General features: G+C 62.8%; 13 protein-coding genes. 8 read left to right on the top strand and 5 right to left on the bottom strand.

Annotation, left to right across the window (positions count from 1 at the left end):
- Positions 1-45 precede the first annotated feature (45 nt).
- Entirely contained in the window at positions 46-1,260 is a 1,215-nt protein-coding gene (locus HAHE_RS09680) for an alpha/beta hydrolase (protein ID WP_338690562.1), read from the bottom strand.
- A 103-nt stretch (positions 1,261-1,363) separates the two neighbouring features.
- Between HAHE_RS09680 and HAHE_RS09675 the strand changes: the two genes are divergently transcribed.
- From HAHE_RS09675 to HAHE_RS09655, 5 genes are all read left to right on the top strand, one after another.
- Positions 1,364-2,377, top strand: a complete 1,014-nt coding sequence (locus HAHE_RS09675; protein WP_338690560.1) for a DUF4339 domain-containing protein — start codon at positions 1,364-1,366, stop codon at positions 2,375-2,377.
- A 66-nt stretch (positions 2,378-2,443) separates the two neighbouring features.
- Positions 2,444-4,756: a DUF1592 domain-containing protein gene (locus HAHE_RS09670; RefSeq protein WP_338690559.1), complete on the top strand. Its 2,313-nt coding sequence runs from the start codon at positions 2,444-2,446 to the stop codon at positions 4,754-4,756.
- Positions 4,757-4,818: 62 nt separating this feature from the next.
- Positions 4,819-4,980 carry a hypothetical protein gene (locus tag HAHE_RS09665; protein ID WP_338690558.1) on the top strand — a complete coding sequence of 54 codons (162 nt, stop codon included), beginning with the start codon at positions 4,819-4,821 and terminating at the stop codon, positions 4,978-4,980.
- Between the two features lie 122 nt (positions 4,981-5,102).
- Positions 5,103-5,660 (top strand): hypothetical protein, encoded by a 558-nt coding sequence (locus HAHE_RS09660; protein WP_338690556.1) that lies wholly within the window; start codon positions 5,103-5,105, stop codon positions 5,658-5,660.
- Between the two features lie 398 nt (positions 5,661-6,058).
- Positions 6,059-7,426: a DUF1552 domain-containing protein gene (locus tag HAHE_RS09655; RefSeq protein ID WP_338690554.1), complete on the top strand. Its 1,368-nt coding sequence runs from the start codon at positions 6,059-6,061 to the stop codon at positions 7,424-7,426.
- A 7-nt stretch (positions 7,427-7,433) separates the two neighbouring features.
- Here the strand turns inward: HAHE_RS09655 and HAHE_RS09650 are convergent, their stop codons facing one another.
- Positions 7,434-7,748 carry a hypothetical protein gene (locus tag HAHE_RS09650; RefSeq protein ID WP_338690552.1) on the bottom strand — a complete coding sequence of 105 codons (315 nt, stop codon included), beginning with the start codon at positions 7,746-7,748 and terminating at the stop codon, positions 7,434-7,436.
- Positions 7,749-7,869: 121 nt separating this feature from the next.
- On the opposite strand from HAHE_RS09650, the gene HAHE_RS09645 reads away from it, so the two are divergent.
- Positions 7,870-9,207 carry a hypothetical protein gene (locus HAHE_RS09645; protein WP_338690550.1) on the top strand — a complete coding sequence of 446 codons (1,338 nt, stop codon included), beginning with the start codon at positions 7,870-7,872 and terminating at the stop codon, positions 9,205-9,207.
- 12 nt (positions 9,208-9,219) lie between these two features.
- On the opposite strand, the gene HAHE_RS09640 is transcribed toward HAHE_RS09645, so the two are convergent.
- Both HAHE_RS09640 and HAHE_RS09635 read right to left on the bottom strand, forming a co-directional pair.
- The gene (locus HAHE_RS09640; RefSeq protein WP_338690548.1) at positions 9,220-10,287 is read right to left on the bottom strand and encodes a BPSS1187 family protein; all 1,068 of its coding nucleotides are present in this window, start codon (positions 10,285-10,287) and stop codon (positions 9,220-9,222) included.
- 67 nt (positions 10,288-10,354) lie between these two features.
- Positions 10,355-11,044: a type II CAAX endopeptidase family protein gene (locus HAHE_RS09635; RefSeq protein WP_338690546.1), complete on the bottom strand. Its 690-nt coding sequence runs from the start codon at positions 11,042-11,044 to the stop codon at positions 10,355-10,357.
- A 27-nt stretch (positions 11,045-11,071) separates the two neighbouring features.
- On the opposite strand from HAHE_RS09635, the gene HAHE_RS09630 reads away from it, so the two are divergent.
- Entirely contained in the window at positions 11,072-11,209 is a 138-nt protein-coding gene (locus tag HAHE_RS09630; protein WP_338690544.1) for a hypothetical protein, read from the top strand.
- Between the two features lie 2 nt (positions 11,210-11,211).
- Positions 11,212-12,867, top strand: a complete 1,656-nt coding sequence (locus HAHE_RS09625; RefSeq protein ID WP_338690543.1) for a choice-of-anchor Q domain-containing protein — start codon at positions 11,212-11,214, stop codon at positions 12,865-12,867.
- Between the two features lie 27 nt (positions 12,868-12,894).
- Here the strand turns inward: HAHE_RS09625 and HAHE_RS09620 are convergent, their stop codons facing one another.
- A complete protein-coding gene (locus HAHE_RS09620) occupies positions 12,895-19,035 on the bottom strand; it encodes a beta strand repeat-containing protein (protein ID WP_338690542.1) in 6,141 nt (2,046 codons plus the stop codon).
- Positions 19,036-19,065: the final 30 nt, after the last annotated feature.

Raw genomic sequence — 19,065 nt, 5'->3', positions numbered from 1 at the left:
GCGATTCGCATTCCGAGTCAATCCAATCTCCGATCCGCGCCACCGCTACCGCTTTTTGCGCTCCCGGGCGATAGCCTCGAGGCGCTCCGGATAGTCGGCGGGAAACTTCCACGCGAAGCTCTGGTCATCGCGCACCAGCCCGCGACTGCCGGGTCTCAGGTCGGAGACAAAGCTCAGCAACAGGTCGCTACTCACCCAAGGGCTCTGGAAGAAGTAGAAGTGGCCCCCGTACGATCCCGCGAATGGCGCATCGCTGACATCCACCACGTCGAGCTTGTCGAGTTTCCGGAGGTAATCCCGGCGGTGCGGCGGATAGGCTTCGTCTTTCGGCACATGGCCGAGCCGGCCCCGGCTGAACAACCAGCCGGACAGCCCGAGGATGCCATCTTTCCCGGAGCGGTACACCAGCAACCGCTCGCAGGCGCGCGTGATGTCGTCGGCGAGGAAAGACCCGAAGAGCTGGCGGTCCATGTCGGAGGAAACCAGCGCTACCTGGCCCAACCGGTAGCGTTGCCGTGCGGCCGAGTCGCTGCGGGTTTCGAGATTGATCTCCTGCAGCGTGCGGGCCGCCAGCCGGGTGCCGGCGCTGTAGGCGAAGATGTGGATTCTGCGGGCACTGCTCTTGGCCGCGAGCTGCCTGAGCAGCAGGCGGAGGTTGCGGGACGAATACTCGGCCGTCTCGATGTCGCGGAAGTAGGAGGTCAGCGTGGGAGTGGTCGGCCAGCTGTAGCCCATGAAGACGACGTTGTCCGCCGCCAGAGAAGAGAACTGTCCGGACACCAGCAGCGGGTCGGAAAAGGGCATGCGGAAGCCCGAAATGTAGATGACGAGGTCGCCCTTTTTCGTCGCATCGAGCTTGCGGTTCAGATGGCGGAAGAACTCGGCTTCGCCCGCCATTTCCTCCTTCGAAGCCGGCAGGTCCCACGCGCCGACCGACGCATGGAGCACCCCGGATTCGCGAACCTGGTTGAGCTGGATCCGGCCGGACTTCTCGCGGTTCTTCACCTCGAGGTCCGCGAAGCCCAGCCACACCCGCAGGCCGCGCTGGTCTTCGTAGTCGCCGGACGTGCCGCCGCCAGCGGGTTTCTCGCGATCCGTGGCGTAGGCGATCTCAATACGGTCGAGCGGCTTGTAGCCGAACTCCTCCCGGGCGAGCGAGACGACCTCGGGCGAACGGATCAGTGCGGTCTGGTTTCCCGGAAGCGTGGAGCACGAAACAAGGCCCAGCACGGCAAACGCGAGGATCGCGAGGTATTGCATGATCCACTCCAATCCCAGCGGCCCGACCTTGGCAAGCCATCCGGCGATTTGGGCAACGGGAATAGGCTTTCCCGGAAAGCGGGCGATTTGGCAGTCTCGGAACATGAACTACTGGGTCGCGATCGGCGAAGAAACGCAGGGACCATTTCCCGTCGAGGAAATCGGAAGCATGCTGCAGTCCGGCCAACTGACGGCCGACACCATGGTCATGCCCGAGGACGGAGAGGAGTGGGTGCCGCTGTCGGCCGTATTCGACATCGCGCCATCCCGCGCGCCCCTTCCTCCGCCGGCACCCCCGGCGCCGCCACGCGGAGCGGTCACAGGCATGGTCACGCCCGGCGGTGCCACCCAGCCGGGCACGATGCCCAAGCCCGGGATCAAGGTTGCCCAGCCGTCATCGTCCGGCCCGATCATCGCCATCCTCGCGGTGGTCGTCGTGCTCGGCGGCGGAGCGGGCATCTTCGTTTACCAGGCGAACAACAAGGCGAAGGAACGCCGGGCGACCGCCGCAGCGGACGCGGCAGCGAAGGCGGAAGAGGCTGCGATGGCGGAAGAGTCCGCCCAGAAGCAGAAGCTCGCCAAACTGACCCAAGCCAAGGCGGTCGTGACACAGGACCCGCTCACCGTGAACTTCAGCACGACCCCCACGACCGATGCCGACCTCAAACTGCTCGAGGGGCTGACCGATCTGAAGGTGCTGCACGTCGGCGGTGGCGAGATTTCGGATGAGGGGATGCGGACGGTCGCCGGGCTGACCGGATTGATGGAGCTCACGATCGGAGCCCGGATCGAGCCGGGCGCCGCCAAGCCGGAAGGCGAAGCGGGCGAGGCACCGACGCCGGACGCCGGCGCCAAAGCCGCGGAAGGCGCCGGATCCATGACGATCAGCGACGCCGGGCTTTCGCAGCTGTCCAAGCTCGAGAACCTCGTGAGTCTCGAGCTTTGGGGAGTCGGGATGACCGACCAGAGCTTCCCGATGCTCGGCGAACTTCCGAAGTTGAGGCGGCTTACGCTGATGGACACCGCGATCACCGAGGAGACTGCCCAGCAATTCAAGAAAGACCATCATTCGATCTCACTCTACGCCAAGTCCGACACCTACCGGATCACGCCGTGATTCAGGCAAGCCGGTTCGTGCATGCGGATTTTTGCGACAGGATCGGCAATTAATGAAGTAGGTTCCATGATGCTCAAGCTGTGGCCGGGACTGGTGCTGCTGGCGGCGCCCGTGGCCGCCTCGCCGGAAGAGACGTATCGGAAGGATATCCTGCCGATTCTTGAGTTCTACTGCTACGGCTGCCACGGCGACGGCTCATCGAAGGGAAAGTTCTCGATGGATGAGTTTGGGGACCTTTCCAAGCACCTCGATGACCGCGAGCACTGGATGCACATCTGGCAGAATGTCCGCAGCCAGATCATGCCGCCTTCGGACGAAGACCAGCTCACCCAGAAGGAGAAGGATACCCTGCTCAACTGGATCCAGACGGACGTGTTCAAGCTGGATCCGGAAAATCCCGACCCCGGCCGGGTGACGATCCGGCGGCTGAACCGCACGGAGTACCGCTACGCCGTGTTCGACCTGCTCGGCGTCGAGTTCCAGGCCGAGGACGTGTTTCCGCCCGACGACACCGGCTACGGCTTCGACAACATCGGGGACGTGCTGTCGATTTCCCCGCTGCTGATGGAAAAGTACATCGCGGCCGCCGAGCAGGTCGTGGACCTCGCCCTGCCGAAGGGCGCTGCGGCGCAAGTGCCGCGCACCGACATCTCCGGCAGCGAGTTCAAGGGTGGCGACGCCGGCTGGATGCCTTTTCGGAAGAAGCAGACCGTGCGTGCGGAAGTCCCCGTCAAGTGGCCGGGCGACTACCAGATCACGGTCGAATACGCGACCCACGGCGCGACCGAAGCGACCGGCCATGAGGCGAAGCTGAAGGTGCGCTGCGGCGAGAAGCAGCTCGGTGAAGAGGTGCTCGGCTGGGACCAGAGCAAGGTGATCCAGATGCGCGGGCGGGTGCCGTTGAAAAAGGGCAAACAGGCGATCGAGGTCGAGCTTTCACCGGTCAAGGAGCCGGGACCGGACGAGGAGGAGCTGGCGCTGACACTGCAGCGCGTGATCGTCCAGGGGCCGCTCGGCGGAAAGCAGCGGGAGTATGCGAAGGGCTACCAGATGATCTTCGTCGACGGACCCGCGCCGGAGGACGACAAGGCACGCGAGAACTACGCGCGGAAGATCATGCGGAGCTTCGTCAGCCGTGCCTTCCGCCGTCCGCTCGACGGCTCGACGATCGAGCGGCTGGTCGGAATCGTGAAGGAGGTCGACCGCCTGCCGGGCAAGTCGTTTGAGGACGGCATCCGCGCCGCGATCACCACCTGCCTATGCTCCCCGCGGTTCCTGTTCCGGGTGGAGATCCAGCCGGAACCGAACAACCCGGGCAAGGTCGTCCTGCTCGACGAGTACGCGCTGGCGTCGCGGCTGTCGTTTTTCCTCTGGAGCTCGGTGCCCGATGACGAGCTTCTGAGCCTCGCCTTCAACAAGCAGCTCCGCAAACAACTGCACGCCCAGATCGACCGCATGCTGGCCGACCCGCGCTCGGACCGGCTGGTGGAGAATTTCGTCGGCCAGTGGCTGCAGACGCGCGACCTCGAAACCCTGCCGGTGCAGGCCCAGGAGATTCTCGGGTTGAAGTCGAAACGGGAGGCATCGCTCGTGTTCGACGTCCGCCTGCGGGAAGCGATGCGCCGCGAGACCGAGATGCTTTTCGACTTCGTCCTGCGCGAGGAACGGCCGGCCGAGGAACTCATTTCGGCGAGGTACACGTTTCTCAACGAACGACTCGCGGATTACTACGGGATCGCGGGCGTCGAGGGAGACAAGTTCGTGCCGGTCGACCTCACCGAGCACCCCGAGCGCGGCGGAGTGCTGACGCACGGGTCGTATCTGATTGTCAGCTCGAACCCCACGCGCACCTCGCCGGTGAAGCGCGGATTGTTCGTCCTCGACAACCTGCTCGGCACGCCGGCGCCACCGGCCCCGCCCGGCGTCCCGGAGCTTGAGGAAGGCAAGGAGTCGGGAGAGGGCAAGAACACGATGCGCGAAATGATGCAGATCCACCGCGACAAGCCGGACTGCCGCGGTTGCCACGCGCGCATGGATCCGATCGGGCTGGGGCTTGAGAACTTCAACGCGCTCGGCCAGTTCCGTCGCGAGGAGAACGGCAAGCCGATCGATGCGGGCGGTGAGCTGATCACCGGAGAGAAGTTCGCGAACGTCGCCGAACTCAAGGAGATCCTCGCTGGCAAACGCCGGGACGACTTCTACCGCTGCCTTGCGGAAAAGATGCTTACGTATGCCATCGGTCGCGGTGTCGAGTACTACGATGCGACCACCATCGACCAGCTCGTCGACCGCATGGAAACCCACGACGGCAGCCTCAAGGAATTGCTCGTCGGCATCATCGAAAGCGCGCCGTTCCAGAGGCGCCGTGGCGCGGAATAGCGATCGGTTTCCAACCGCGAAAATCGCGAAAGGGCGCGAAAAGGTGAAGGTCTCGAAGGCGGATGGCCGATGGCAATCCGGTGGGCAAGGCGAGCCGGATGCCGCACTTCGACGAAGGTGACCTGCTCCTGCTGATGCCGAGACACGAGCGACAGCAGGGCCGATCCCGTGATGAGTCGGCAGCCCCGGCGGACTTGCTCCCGCTCCGAAGAGACCACATCTAACTTTCCCGCGAGGCAAGGGAAGATCGCCGTCGTTTCTCGCTGGGGCTCTTGCGGCAACGGCGCTGCTGAATAAGCTGCCTGCTTTGTCACGATTCACATGATACACTGGTCGACATAACCAGATGATTGCCACCATCCGCCTCCTCCTCGTCCTGGCTTCTTCGATGCTGATGTCAGAAGTCACCGGAAAACCTGGGCCGGATCCCTTCGAGACCGCCCGGGAGCAGGTTGATCCGGAGCTTGCGGGTCTATACAAGCGTCTATTCCGATTCCTGGTCGAAAGAGACCTACAACTTGTGCTCAACGATTTTTGTGATCTCGAAGAGTACAGGACCTCCCATGCCGACCGAGGCCTCAACCAGGCTGCGAGCATAGAGAACTGGACGCTAGCACGAGACGAATATCTCGACGACTATCGAAGGCTAATGAACCAACTGCCTAAGGTTGGTAAGAGAATGAGCGTGGTGTCCGTCGATACAAAGGGTATGCAAACGCAAGTGACCGCCTCTGGAACAACCGTTCGCGGCGTTGTACTAGTGGTCAATTATACAAGCGGACTTGCGAAGTTTGAAATCAGTCCTCCGCCTGCCTACAAAGTCAAAGGCTCCGCAAGATGGAAGTTTTCGGATCGATTCGAGAGACTTATCCGATTTCACTCAAGAAGCACCGAGCTTGAGTAAGCCGAGACTACTTCACCAGCGCGAGGAACCCAATTCAAACAAGAAGCTGAGTCCCCATGCGTGCAACCAGAAGAAGTGCGGATTTCTCAGCACTCGAACCCTCTTGAAATTTAAAGACTGGCAAGTTGAAGAGCCAATCAGGGGGAATCGTCCGCCCGTCGGGAGAGGTGCGGTTCATGGTAGATCGACGAAGGCCGGGGCGCGGAGCGAGGCCCGGATGCCAACCGCGAAAGTCGCGAAGTCGCACGAAAGGTGAGGTCATCCCAAGGCGGACGGCATCGCCAAGCTTCGCGACGATTCGCGTTCTTTCGCGGTTCATCCTATCATGGCAGCGTGCTGCCGGGCCGGCTTTCGGAGATTGTGCGTGAAAAACGGCCCACAGGGCGTATAGGAGACCCATGAGTCGGCAAATCGGAAGCATGGGACGGCGCGGATTCCTCCGCGGAGTCGGAGTCTCGATGGCACTGCCTGCGTTGGAGTCGTTCCGGCCCCTGCTGGCTGCAGGACTCGAATCACGCCCGATCGCCACCACCGCCAGCGGCGCTCCGCTGCGGATGGCCTACATGTACATTCCGAACGGCGTGAACGTCTCCAACTGGCAGCCGAAAGGGAACGGCGCCGGCTACGAGCTGGGCTCGACCTTCGCGCCGGTGAAGCATCTGAAGGAGCACTTCCAGGTTTTCAGCGGCTTCGAGCAGGTCAACGCGACATCCGGCAAGGACGGCCCGGGTCACCACGCCCGCGGCAATGCCACCTTCCTGACCGGAGCCCGGGCGCGGAAGACCGCCGGCGCGGATATCCAACTCGGCATTTCGATCGATCAGGTGGCGGCGATGAAGGCAGGTGCCGTGACCCGCTTGCCATCACTGGAGCTCTCGACCGCCGGAGTGCGCAAGTCGGGCAAGTGCGACTCGGGTTACTCCTGCGCCTACCAGTACAATCTTTCGTGGCGCTCGGAAACCCAGCCGATGACGCCGGAGTCGAATCCGCGCTCGGTCTTCGAACGCCTGTTCGGCGCCGGCAGCGCCAAGGAGCGCGCCGACAGCCTCGGCCAGCGCTATGCCTCAAAGCGCTCGTTGCTCGACTTCATCCAGAACGACGCGAAGGCCCTGCACCGGCACCTCGGGAAGAACGACCAGCAGAAGCTCGACGAGTACCTGACCGGCGTGCGCGAGATCGAACGGCAGATCGAAAAGGTCGAGTCGATGGGATTGCCACCGGATCCCGGAGTCGGCGCTCCGAGTGGCAAGCCGGACTCGTTCAAAGAGCACCTGCGCCTGCTGATGGACATGATGGTGCTGGCTTTCAAGACCGACTCGACCCGCATCTCGACCTTCATGCTCAGCCACGAGGGCAGCAACCGGAGCTTCCAGGAGATCGGCGTGTCGGCCGGCCACCACAGCATTTCCCACCACCAGGGGAACAAGCAGAAGCTGGAGATGATCGGCAAGATCGACCGCTTCTACATGGAGCAGTTCGGCTACTTCCTCGACAAAATGAAGGCGACCGAGGATGTCGACGGCAAGAGCCTGCTGCACAACTCGATGATCGTCTATGGCGGCTGCATCAAGGACGGCAACCGTCACAACAACGACAACCTTCCGATCGTGCTGGCAGGCAACGGCGGCGGAGCCTTCAAGCCGGGCCGCCACGTCGACCTCGGCGAGGACGTCCCGCTGACAAACCTCTACCTGCGGATGCTCGAGGAGTTCGGAGTGGACGAGAAGCGCTTCGGCGACTCGACCGGTGCGCTGAGAAAGGTCTGAGCAGCTGCTACGGCCGCCCGCCGGAATTGCTGTAGGCGTCGTTGCGCAGGACCGCCTCGCTGATCCCTCCGGCACCTCCGCTCGGAATGAAAAAGCGTTTCTTGTCGCGCTTGTCGGTGACGAAGGAACCCTGCGACTCATCCGCCGATCCCGAGTAGCCTTTCGGCACATACACCGGCGGATCGCCCGCCTGTCGCTGCCACACGCCATCGGCATTCCATGTCGACTCTTCCGGAGCCCGGCTTCCTCCGATCACCGGCATGCCGCAGGAGGCAACGCACACTCCGAGGCATGCTGCCAGTAGACTTTCGCGGATCATCATGCGCCACGGTCGTCGGAAAGCGCCCCACATACAAGCTCGCCGTTGATGGAGGCGACCATGCGGACGATCCGCTTGACGGCGAAGACGCGTAACACTTGCCTGTCACGGAACATATCTCCCCATGCTGCTGATCTTCATCGTCGCCGCCCACCTTCTCGTCCTCGCGCTGTTCATGCATCTTTATGCGAAGCACGAAGCCGACATTTCCCTGCCGAAGATCGCGCTCGTGTTCTACCTGCCGGTCTGGGCGCTGGCGATTCTCTCGCAGTTCATCGGACTGCTCGTGATCCCGCTCTACTTCGTCATCGTGATGTTCCCGCTGATGCGCTGGTTCTACGTCGGCGCGGGAAAGGCGGCGGCGATTGCCGGGACTTTCACCGGCTACATGGTCATCGCCAGCATCATCCAGACAATGGTCTTCGTGGCGCCCGAGGACCGAGTCACACTCGCGGAGATTGTCGACGAGGTGAAGGAAGAGATGGAGATCGAGGAACCCGTGGAGTCGGTGGCCGAAACAACGGAAACAGAACCCGACGCCGAACCTGAACCCGTCGATCCGGCAAAGCAGGGGCTGGTGAATACCCTCGGCAACTTCAACAAGCTGCTGGTCGAACCGCCCAAGGACCGCAGCCGGGTCAGCGTCCTTACCAAAGAGTCGAACGGTTCGGTCCAATTCTGGATCACCTCGGCCAACGGCAAACCGGGCGGAGCCGCCAATTACCAGAACGTCCGTCCGGTCGATCCGGACTCGGATTGGTTCATCTACATCGAGGACGTCGTGACCTACTGGGTCTATACCGGTGACGGACATCTCGAAAAGGTGGTCCGCCTGCCCACCTTGCGTCCCGTCAAGCAGACCGATCATCCGTGGAAGGTCACGACCGTCGATGACGACCCCGATCTTCTGAAATCCGCACCTGAAACGGTCCGGGAGGAACTGGCGGGGGAAGAACTCGGCGGACCGAAGAGCGTCCTGCGATCGAATGCGTTCACCATGAAGCTGGAGGAGGAACACTACGCCCGCGAGCTGGGAGGCGACATGGCGGCGCTTGAGGAAGAAGCCCGACCGCTACTAGAAAAGGAAACGGCCGCCCAGGCGGCCCGCCGGATGATCACCCGCGGCGGCAATCACGTCCATCTGTTCGAACTTCCGAAGCGCCTCAAGGAGGTCAAGGGGACCATTCAGATACTCGCCTACCCGGACCAGAGAAAGGGTCTGAACATCACCCTGAAAATGGTCCGGCTACCGTCGCCCTATCCCACCCTGAGGTTCAATGTGCCGAACGTGGGAACCGACTGGTTCATCTTCGTGGAGAACAACGACTCGTACTGGATCCACGACGGCAACGGGCATCTCTCGCACGTCACCTATGACCGGGCGGTGTTCACGAAAACCGACTCGGATGAGAATTCCGACCTGGTCGAGAGCGCGCCGGAGGAGGTTCGGTCACGCCTTTGAAGGCGGCCGATCCTATTGGGGATGCACCTTCAGGCACTCGGGATCCATCGGCACCGCGTTGCCGGTCTTATCCACCGGGTGAGTATAGAGATAGCGCCAAACGTCCTCGTGCAGATACTTCCCGCCCTTACCCTTGGCGGCACTTCGACCCGGCTGGACCGCGCCATGGGCACGACCGGCATTCCCGCCGACATCAAATGAGGTGACCAATCTACGGGTGTTGCCGTAGGGCGGCTTCGACTGGTCGACATTCACGATCGGGCCGAACCGGTGCATGCCGAGAAGTTCCCATGACCGGCAGTAGTGGTCGTTGGTCCAGCCTTCGTCCAGCACGTGGCTGAATCCGAAGTAGCGGTTCTCCGGAGTCGCCGACGGCAACGACTGCCAGGTCTGGAACTGGTCGCGCGGACCGCACAGGGCCACAACCCTAGCGACCTTCTGATGCTTGGCGAAGCGCGCGGCAGTGGTCGATCCATGCGACGCCCCCGACACGATCACCCGCTCCCAAAGAAGGTCGGTCTGATCATCATTGAGGAAGTATGCCCAACCACCCTGCGGGTTTTCCTTCGCGAGCCACTTCACGAAGCGGACCGACCGCTCCGCCATGCCGTCGGGCTTCGGGATATCGACCTCGTCGGAGAAGTCCTCACCGGTCGCCGCCTCGAGCCGGATGTTGCCTCGACAGTTCTCACCGACCGGCTTCTCACGGCAGCAGATCGAAAACCATTTGTTCGCATAGTGTGGCCGGATCGCGTGCAGGCCGTAGGAGTTCCAGCGTTCGAAGAGGCCGGGGTTGTAGCCCATCAGCCAGATCACGAGCTCGCCACGCGGCGCCACGCGGGTATCGACCGACGCCTGCTGGACGTCGGCCGGCTTGCCATCCTTCGTCTCGATCAGAAAGTCGATCTCCGGATGCGCCTTCACCCGCGGGTCGATCTTGCTGGCCCGGGCGGTGAGCTGATAGCGCTGCGGCTTCGGATCGTCGAAGCGGAACCCGGTCTCGGCGCAGGACAGAGAGGGAACGAGGACGCCGAGGAGCCATGCGGTCCTTGGCCCAAGATTCGTGGAAATCCATTTCATGAGTGCCACGGATACGCAGCCCGGCTTGCAAAACAATCGTGGCGTTCGCTGATCGTAACGCCACGTCTCATCCACCGGTGATGAGTTGGTAGCCGATCCCCATCAGCAACGCGTCGACACAGAGATGGCTGACCCAGCAGCCGAGCAGTCCACCGTGCTTCTCGTACATCCATGACCAGATCAGGCCGCCGACAGCCACACAGAGGGCCAGAAAAACCGCAAGCCCGGTCGGGAAGAACTGGAGTGTGACGACCAGATGGTGAGCAGCGAACGAGACCGCCGCGAGAACGTGGGCGAGGACCGGCTTCACCTTCTCCCGGAGCTGCCCGTAGACGAACCAGCGCCAGTAGAACTCCTCGAGACCGGAATGGAAGACGCAGATGAAGACTGAAAACAGGAGGTAGTGCTTGATGAACCCCAGGCTCTCGGCCCGCGACGTGACCGCTGAGGCGGAATCGCGGACGACGGCGCCGAGCGGGCTCAGCATGAGCAAGGCGCCGGCCGCGCAGATGGCGAGACCGCTGCCAATCCCCCATGCCACCGATGACCCCTTCGTCCCGCGCTCCGGCCGCAGACCCTTGGTCCCGATGCGGCGCAGGAACAGGAACGGATAGACGAGGGTGAAGAGCTTGGTCGCGGTGTATGCCGTCTGACCCACGCCACCGTGCGGGAACCAGACGAAGTAAATCAAGGAACCGAGAAGAGGAACCACCATCGCAGGCACGACGGCCTTCCAAGGGAGTGGCGGACGGGTCACGGCATCGTTTCTAACCCCGATCCGCCCATGACCCGAATCGAAACGGGCGGGCAGATCATCGAGGCCGTCAATGAAGCCCGTTCGGTGCGTGGAAGCTCCCGGACCCTGCCCCCGGTGGCGGCCGATTGGGTTTGCCTCCCCGCTCCGGTTTTCACTATCCCCTAAGGATGCGTGCTCACCCACTCACCCCCAAGAATGCGACCGTAGGCTTGTTTTCAGCCATTCTCGCCTGCGCGACGGCCGCGGATGTTCAGGTGCCGGGCGACCATCCGACCATCCAGGCGGCCATCGATGCGGCGGTCGCCGGCGATCGGGTGCTGGTCGCGCCAGGCAGCTATTCGGGTGACATCGACTTCAATGGAAAAGCCGTGGAGCTGGCAAGTGTCGCGGGGCCGGAGCTGACGATCATCAACGTTGGCGCTCAGTTCGATATCGGCGGAGGTGCCTCGCTGATCGGCTTCACCGTTCGGGGCACCCGGCCAGCGGTCGGTGGAGCGATCACCGTGAACGGTCCGCCCGGCGTCAGTGGCCCCTACATTGCCGGAAACATCTTCGAACAAAATGCCAGCCAAGTCATGCAGGTCGGCTGCTCGATCAACGTCCTGTTCGCCTCGCCCGTCATCGAAGGGAACATCTTCCGAAACGGCGGCAATTCCACTCGTCCGAACATCGCCATGGTCTCGGCATGGGGACGCTCCTCCCCTCTCATCACCAACAATGTCTTCCACGACAACGAAGCATTTGCGGTCTTTCTGCGCGGAATAGCGCCCGCCGAACTTCCGGTGGTGGTCAACAACACGATGGTGCGGGGCATCGGAGGAATCGTCGTCGAGTCCATCAACGAAGAAGGCCAGCGGGTCCTGCGCAACAATCTGATCACCAACAACGAAGTCGGCTTACGGCTGACCCGCACATTCCCGATCGGCACTTGGGAGAACAACCTGCTTTTCGGCAACACCGTCGCGTATGAAGGCGTCGCCGACCCGACCGGCACGAACGGAAACATCTCCGCCGATCCGCAATTCCTCGACGCCTCCAACAACAACTTCCGGCTCCCGCGCAACTCCCCGGCTGTCGATGCCGGAACGAACATGAGCGCGCCACTCTTCGACTTCGACGGCAAACCCCGGCCGATCGACGGCGATGGAGACACCGTCGCGCTCACCGACATCGGTGCGTTCGAAGCCGATACCGGCGCGGGGATCGGTCTGTTCGTCGAGGGCGGACTGGAGCAGGAATGCAACACCCATGGCGGTGCGCTGGTCTCGCTGAGCGTGAAAACCACACCTGAGGACCTCGAATTGATCTCCCTCGAAATCGCGATCGATGGCGATGTCGTCGCCACCGGGGCACCGACGCAGGTACGGGTGCCTTTGGGCATCCACGAACTCTCGGTCCGCGGCGTGACGGCAGATGACGGAGTGGTGGAAGACTCGGTCAACATGGTCATCACCGACACCATGCCACCCGTCATCGAAGCATGGTTCGAGGATCGCAAGACGGGAGAGAGGATCGAGACCATCGCATCCCGAAAGCTTAGCCGTGTTGTAGTTCGGGTGAAGGCCGATGACCTCTGCGATCCGAATCCGGAGGTCGACTCGGTGCTCGGAACGACGGTGGCCGACGGACAGGAGCTGCGGATCCAGGGAGGCAACAGCGACGTCTCTCTCCAGACCGACACGCTGACCCTCAAGGTCAGCGCGACCGATCACAGCGGCAACTCGTCGAACCTCGTCAAGGAGCTGAAAATCGATCCCGACCCGAAGCCGCAGCCCAGAGGGCCACGACTTCTGCGCGACCTGCTCAGCTCTGGTTCGCGATAGGCTGGCCCGGAAGTTTCAGCGCCCGCATCACGGTCTTTCGATTAGAACCGCCATGAAGCGGCGGTTCGCCGTGGAGACCGGCGTGTTGTCGGCGCTCGTGACCATTTCAACATTCCCGGCGGTGACAGAGGTGACCTGACCGCCGTTCACTCCGGCCGTGGCGGCGCCACCCAGGCTTTGGGCCACCACGGTCGACAGTGCGTCAGGCCGATCGCCGGCGATCACCCGGTAATTGATGTCGGTCCGGTCGAGCAGACGCGGGAACTCAAGGGTCAGATAAGTGTCCCCGAAGTTGACGGAGTCCAACGCGCCGGTCGGCAGAACGGATCCCGAGTCGGCAAGCTTCGGTTCCCCGCCGAATGCGTACTCCTGAAGAGTCGTCAGCCCGTCGCGGTCGATGTCGGCATCGTCCCCGGAAATCGTGGGATCGGCGAGTTCGGCCGCGCTGAACTTCGATTGAAGCCATGCGTTGTAGGGCGTCACCGCCGCATTGAACTCAAGCACCAGATTGTTGCCGTCGACCGACACCGCGAACACTCCACCATCCAGGTCGTTGGCAAAGCCGGAGGAGTCGATCACGAACTTTTCGGCCGAGAACCCGGAAATCCCTCCGGTCGTCTGCACGATCTCCCACGAGTAGTCCGTGGCACGCGCGAATCCCGCCAGGGAACCGGGCAGGTTGGCGGGAGTCAGGCTGTCGACATCGATGACGAAGGGCACACCCGAGGTCGCGTTGATCGTGAGAGTGCCGTCGACGCTGAGCACATCCCAACCCGTACCCGCACCGGACGTCGTGTCGTTGATCTCGACGGTATTGATTCCTCCCCCTTCCCAGTCCAGTCCGCCCATGCTCAGCACACCCGGACTCAGACCTGCGGATACGGTCGCTCCCGCTTCGACCGTCACCGTTCCGAAACTCGTTCCCGTTCCTGCCAGCAGCGCCCCATTGCCGACTTCTACGTCGCCGTAGCCCGTGCCGTAGAACACCGCATTGGTCACCAGCAGAGTGCCTGCTTCCACCCGCGTCGTGCCGGAGTAGCTGTTGCCATAGCGTAGTTCCAATGTTCCCGTCCCGGCTTTGAACAACCCGCCGGTTCCGCTCACCGGCCCGCTGATCCACGGGCTCCCGGACGGAACATCGATCGTCCCGTGGTTCGTTCCCAAGGTGATGCTTTGGGTGATCTCGGGTGATCCGGAAATCCGGATGGCGCCACCGTCGAGAAGCACACCGCCACTTCCGAGACGGGTGGGATCCTGACCGACGTCAAGCGTCCCTCCCTCAACCCGGGTGGTTCCGAACACCAGATTGCTGCCGGTCAGGGTCATGATTCCGGAGCCGACTTTGACCACGTTGCCGACACCGTTGACAGTGCCCCTGAACGAGAAGGTTGCGTCGTTGTTTCCCAGCGACGCCTCACAGCCCGATCCGATCGAGAGGATGCCACCTCCGGAGAGCTCGTCCGCGTTCAGCAACGACGAATCGTCAAGTATCAGGATCCGGGAGGCCGAAATGTCGATACCCGCGAAGGTCGCGGGCGTGTCGGCAAATGTCAGATTTCCTCCCTCGACCGACAGCCCTCCGGAGAGGTTGAACTCGTGGCCGTCCACGATCAGCTCCCCGCTCCCCGTCTTGGTCACCGAGCCGCTGCCGGTCATCATCAGCGGAAACGTGTCCGGAACGAACGATGTCGGCTGTAGTGTTTGGTTGACCGAGTAGTTCAGCTCGACTTCGGAATTGTTGATCACATTGCCTCCGAAACTCGAAAGATCGCGCAGTTCCAAAACGCCTTCGGAGTTCGTCAGGTTGAGGCCTTGACTCTGCGGACCGACGGTGAGGACGAGGCGGCCCGGACCCGCTTTCTCGAGATTCGATCCCGAAAGCGCGGCACCGAGGGTCAGGTCGGCCTGATTGTCGAGAAACGCGCCCGGGCTCGCCACTTCGATCCCACCCGGATTGGAATAGGTAAACGCGGCGGTGTTGCGAAGGGTCCCTCCGTAGATCCACAGCAGGGTCCCGGGGAGCTGGTCCGGCGAACTGACGGACAGCACTCCGGTTCCACCGATGCTGGCGAAGGCGCACATGCTTGAACCGGTCAGGGTGAGTGTCCCCGCACCCACCTTGGCGAACTGACCCTGGCCGCTGACATCGCCGCCGAACGTGAACGAGCTGTCATCCGAGCCCAGCGTCACGCCGCTGCCGAAATCCACCGAAAGCGACCCGTTGCCCGTCAACGAAGGAAGATCGAGGAAGGCACCCACCGTCCCGTTGAGGGCGATCGTGCCTGTGTCCGAGAGAGTGACCTGACCCACTCCGGCCGAGGCATCGGTGTCGGTCAGGGTCAGCGTGCCGCCGCCGTTGATATCGATGCCCCCGGAGTGGGAAAAGGGAGACAGGTCGTCGAACGTGAGGGAACCGGATCCATTGAGGGTCGTCCCACCCGGATGCGTGAATGAGGAGTTCTCCACAAGGAACGATCCACCGTCACTCACCACCGTTCCGCCCGGGTAGGAAACGGACGCATCGCTGATGGTCAAACTGCCGGTCTCGACCGCCACGCCTCCTCCAAAAACCGCCACTGCATCATCGAGGACCAGCCCGCCTGAGCTCTGGGTCAGTCCGCCGGAGTGCGTGAACTCCGGTTGCTCGATGGTCAGGACGCCAATGCCCGTTTTGCGGACCGAGCCGGTGCCCGATACGAGCATCGGGATGTCGCTGATGCCCAGATCCGATCCCGGCAGGAGCGTGGCATCGGATCCGTAGTCAAAAACCAACTCGGTATTCACCACAAGACTTCCTCCGAACCGGGTCAGGCCATTCAGACAAAGCGTGCCCTGCGTGACCGTCGCGTTGAGATAGTCGTCGATCCCGTGGCTGCCGGTCAGCGTCAGCTTGCCCGGACCGGACTTCACCAGCGGATTGCCCGCTGTGCCACCGGCAAGCGACGAACCGAGGATCAGGTCGGCCTGCGCATCGATGGTGAAGCCCGTGCTTGCGACCGAGATCCGGTCGCCGCTGGTGTAACTGAGCGGCGCCGTGTTGCGCAGGGTTCCGCCGAGTAGGAAAAGCTGGAAGCTCGGAAGCTGATCCGCGGAGTCAACCTCCAGCACGCCTTCGATGACCGTCATGGAAGAGCACATCCCGCTGCCGGTCAGGGTCAGCGTGCCGCTGCCGCGCTTCCCGAATCCGCCCGTGCCGCTGACGGTTCCGCCGAAGCTGCACGAGCTGTCATCCTCGCCGACACCCACGCCACTCGGAAAATCGATCATGATCGAGCCGTTGCCGGTCAGCGAGCCGGCAACCAATGACGAACCGGAAGCACCGTTCAGGGCGATGGTGGCCGTGTCGGCCAGACTGATGGTGCCGATGCCGCCCGACGCGTCGGTGTCCGTCAACGTGAGGACCGAAGTTCCGTTCACCGAAGTGCCACCGGTGTAGCCGAGAGTCGCGCTGTCGAAGGTCAGCCCGCCACCATCGATCGTCACGCCCCCTCCATGCGTCACCACCGCGTCTTCCAGGACAAGCATCCCCTGATCGACAAACAGGCCGCCGCCATGGGCGAATGTCGGTCGCTCGACCGTCAATGTTCCGGTTCCGGTCTTCCGGACCGCTCCGGTGCCTGAAACATTCAGAGGGAGTTCGGGACCATCGAGGGTCGGGGTGGGCGCCAGCGTCGCGTCGACGGCGTAATCGAGGACGAGTTCGGAATTGACGACGATATTGCCGCCGAACTGCGTGACACCGCTCAACCGCAAGCCGCCCGCGTTCACCACCGCCTCCAAGCTGCTGTCGAAATTCTGGCTGCCGGTCAGCGTCAACGTTCCGCTGCCGGCCTTCACGAACGGCGTCCCGGCACTACCTCCGCTCAGCGAACCTCCGAGGGTCAGGTCCGCCTGGGTATCCACAGTGGCTCCCGTACTTGCCACGCTGGTCTCGAACGGCCCCGAGTGAACGATCGGTGCGGTATTCCGCAATGTCCCCCCAAGCAGGAACAGCTGGGAGCTCGGCAGCTGGTCGGCCGAATTGACCGAAAGCACCCCTTCGATCACCCCGAGGGAATTGCTCATGCCGGTTCCGGTCAGGGTCACCGTGCCCGAACCCCGCTTGGCGAAGCCGCCCGGCCCGGTGACGCTGCCGCCGAAGCTGAACGAGCTGCCGTCGACACCGACGCCGATCCCTCCGAAATCCTCGAGATCAACCGTTCCGACACCCTCGAGCCGGTTCATGCTGACTCCCGCGGCCTCCTTGACCCTGAGGGTCGTCCCGGCCAGCACGTCCACGTCGCCGAGGGTCTCACCACTCCCCGAAATCGAAAGCGTTCCGGCCAGCACCGAAGTATCTCCGGCGAGATCGATATCGCCGGAGAGGATCACTTCTCCGGTACCCGTCTTGTAGAGCGCGCCGGTGCCGCTGATCGACGCCGCGATCGTTTCGGTCGTTCCATAGAACAACTCAAGCAATCCCTGATTGATGATGCTTCCGGCGAATCCCGGCACTCCGGAAAAGCGGAGGCTACCCGCCGAAATAGTGATGGACGGCAGCCCGCTCGACTGGGTGCCGCTGAAAACCAAAATCCCCTCGCCCGTCTTTCCAATCGCTCCGGAACCGTTGACGACCCCGCTGAAAGTGAGGATCGCGGAGTCCGCCACCTCAAGCGTTCCACCTTCGAGGATGAGCCCGGAGCCATGGGTCAGCGTGGCTTCGGCCTTCAGGGCGCCCCCATCCATCTTGATCGGGCCGCTGCCGAGTTGGTTGCCGGCATCGAAGGAAAGTGTTCCTCCCTGAAGGATCAGGGGGCCTCCGAAAAGGCTGTTGTCCGCCGTCACCGTGTAGGTGCCCGTGCCCGACTTCACGAGCTCTCCGGTTGCGGTCAGCGAGACATCGAGGCTTCCCGAGCTGTCGTCCGCGCCGAAGGTCGTGGTATGGGTCGGAGAATTGAGATTCAGGTTCCCGGAGCCGCCGATCTGTCCGAACTCGTAATCGTGAGCACCCGTGCTGAACACCGCACCCGCCGAAACAGTGAGGTCCACACCTACGGGAAGTGGCGTATTAAACGTGGCCAAGCTTCCCTGGGAAACCACAAGCGTGTCGAGCGACGTGACCGTGTTCGACACGAGGTTCAGGTTCCCGCTTCCGGATTTGGTCAGGCTGCCCCCAGCGATGGATCCACCGAGCTCGCAATCGTAACCGTTGGTATTGAGCGTTCCGCCCCCGGCTCCGATCACGAGATCCGTCGACATCGACTCCGCAGCGAGGAATTGGAGTGATCCGTCGTCGAGCGAAAGTCCTCCCGAACCGAGTTGCGCCACGTCTGAAATCCGGAGAATGCCACCGCCGATGACCCGGGTTCCTCCAGAGTAGCTGTTGGACAGATTGGTGAGCCTTACCGACCCGCCGCCGATCGTCAGTTCGCCGTTGCCGGAAACCACGCCGGTGAAGAACGGGCTGCCCGATGATGCTTCGAGGCCGCCGCCGGATGAGGAGATCGAAATGTTCCGCCAGATGTTGGCCGTCCCGTTGACATCGATCACACCTCCGCTCTGCAGGGTGACCGTTCCCGCCCCGAGATAGGAATCGCTACCGCCGACCTCGAACCGCCCGCCAAGCACCAACAACCCGCCCGTGTAGGTCTGGCCGCTGGCACCGCCGACCGTGGTGCCGCTCCCTTGCACCCGGAAACTTCCGGTCCCGGCGGTGACGCCGTTGAAGGTCACGCTTCGACCGGCGCTCGGCTGGCTGACGAGGATCTTGCCCGCGTTGTCGATGTCACCGTTGACCACGATGTTGCCCGACACCGCGTTGATGAAGAGGAACGTGCTTCCCCCGATGGCCAGGTCACATCCCAGCGTCTGGGTCTGGGCCGAGTAATTCTGGAGATCTCCATTGCCGATGGTCAGCGGGTTCGCTCCAGCAAGCGAGAATGCGGCGGCGGTGTTGTTGAACGTGATCGACTCCGCGATGAACGGCACATCCACCTGCGGAGACAGTCGGGTCGAACCGGCGAAAACGAGATCATCCCCTCCAGCCGGATTCGGAGCGATATCCCCGACCCAATTGGCCGGAGTCGTCAGGTTGTCGTCAGCCCCACCACCATCCCAGGTGAACGTAGCGGCGTCGAGAGAGTGAAGGAGGAGGAGCGAGGCGAGGCACTTCGGGAAACAACGGAACATGGCAGGGGGAGGCTTCGGGCCGGGAAAGCG

Source organism: Haloferula helveola, from assembly GCF_037076345.1.
GTDB classification, from domain to species: Bacteria; Verrucomicrobiota; Verrucomicrobiia; order Verrucomicrobiales; family Akkermansiaceae; genus Haloferula; species Haloferula helveola.
The sequence above is the reverse complement of the archived record's forward strand: the minus strand, read 5'-3'. Positions and strand labels throughout refer to the sequence as shown.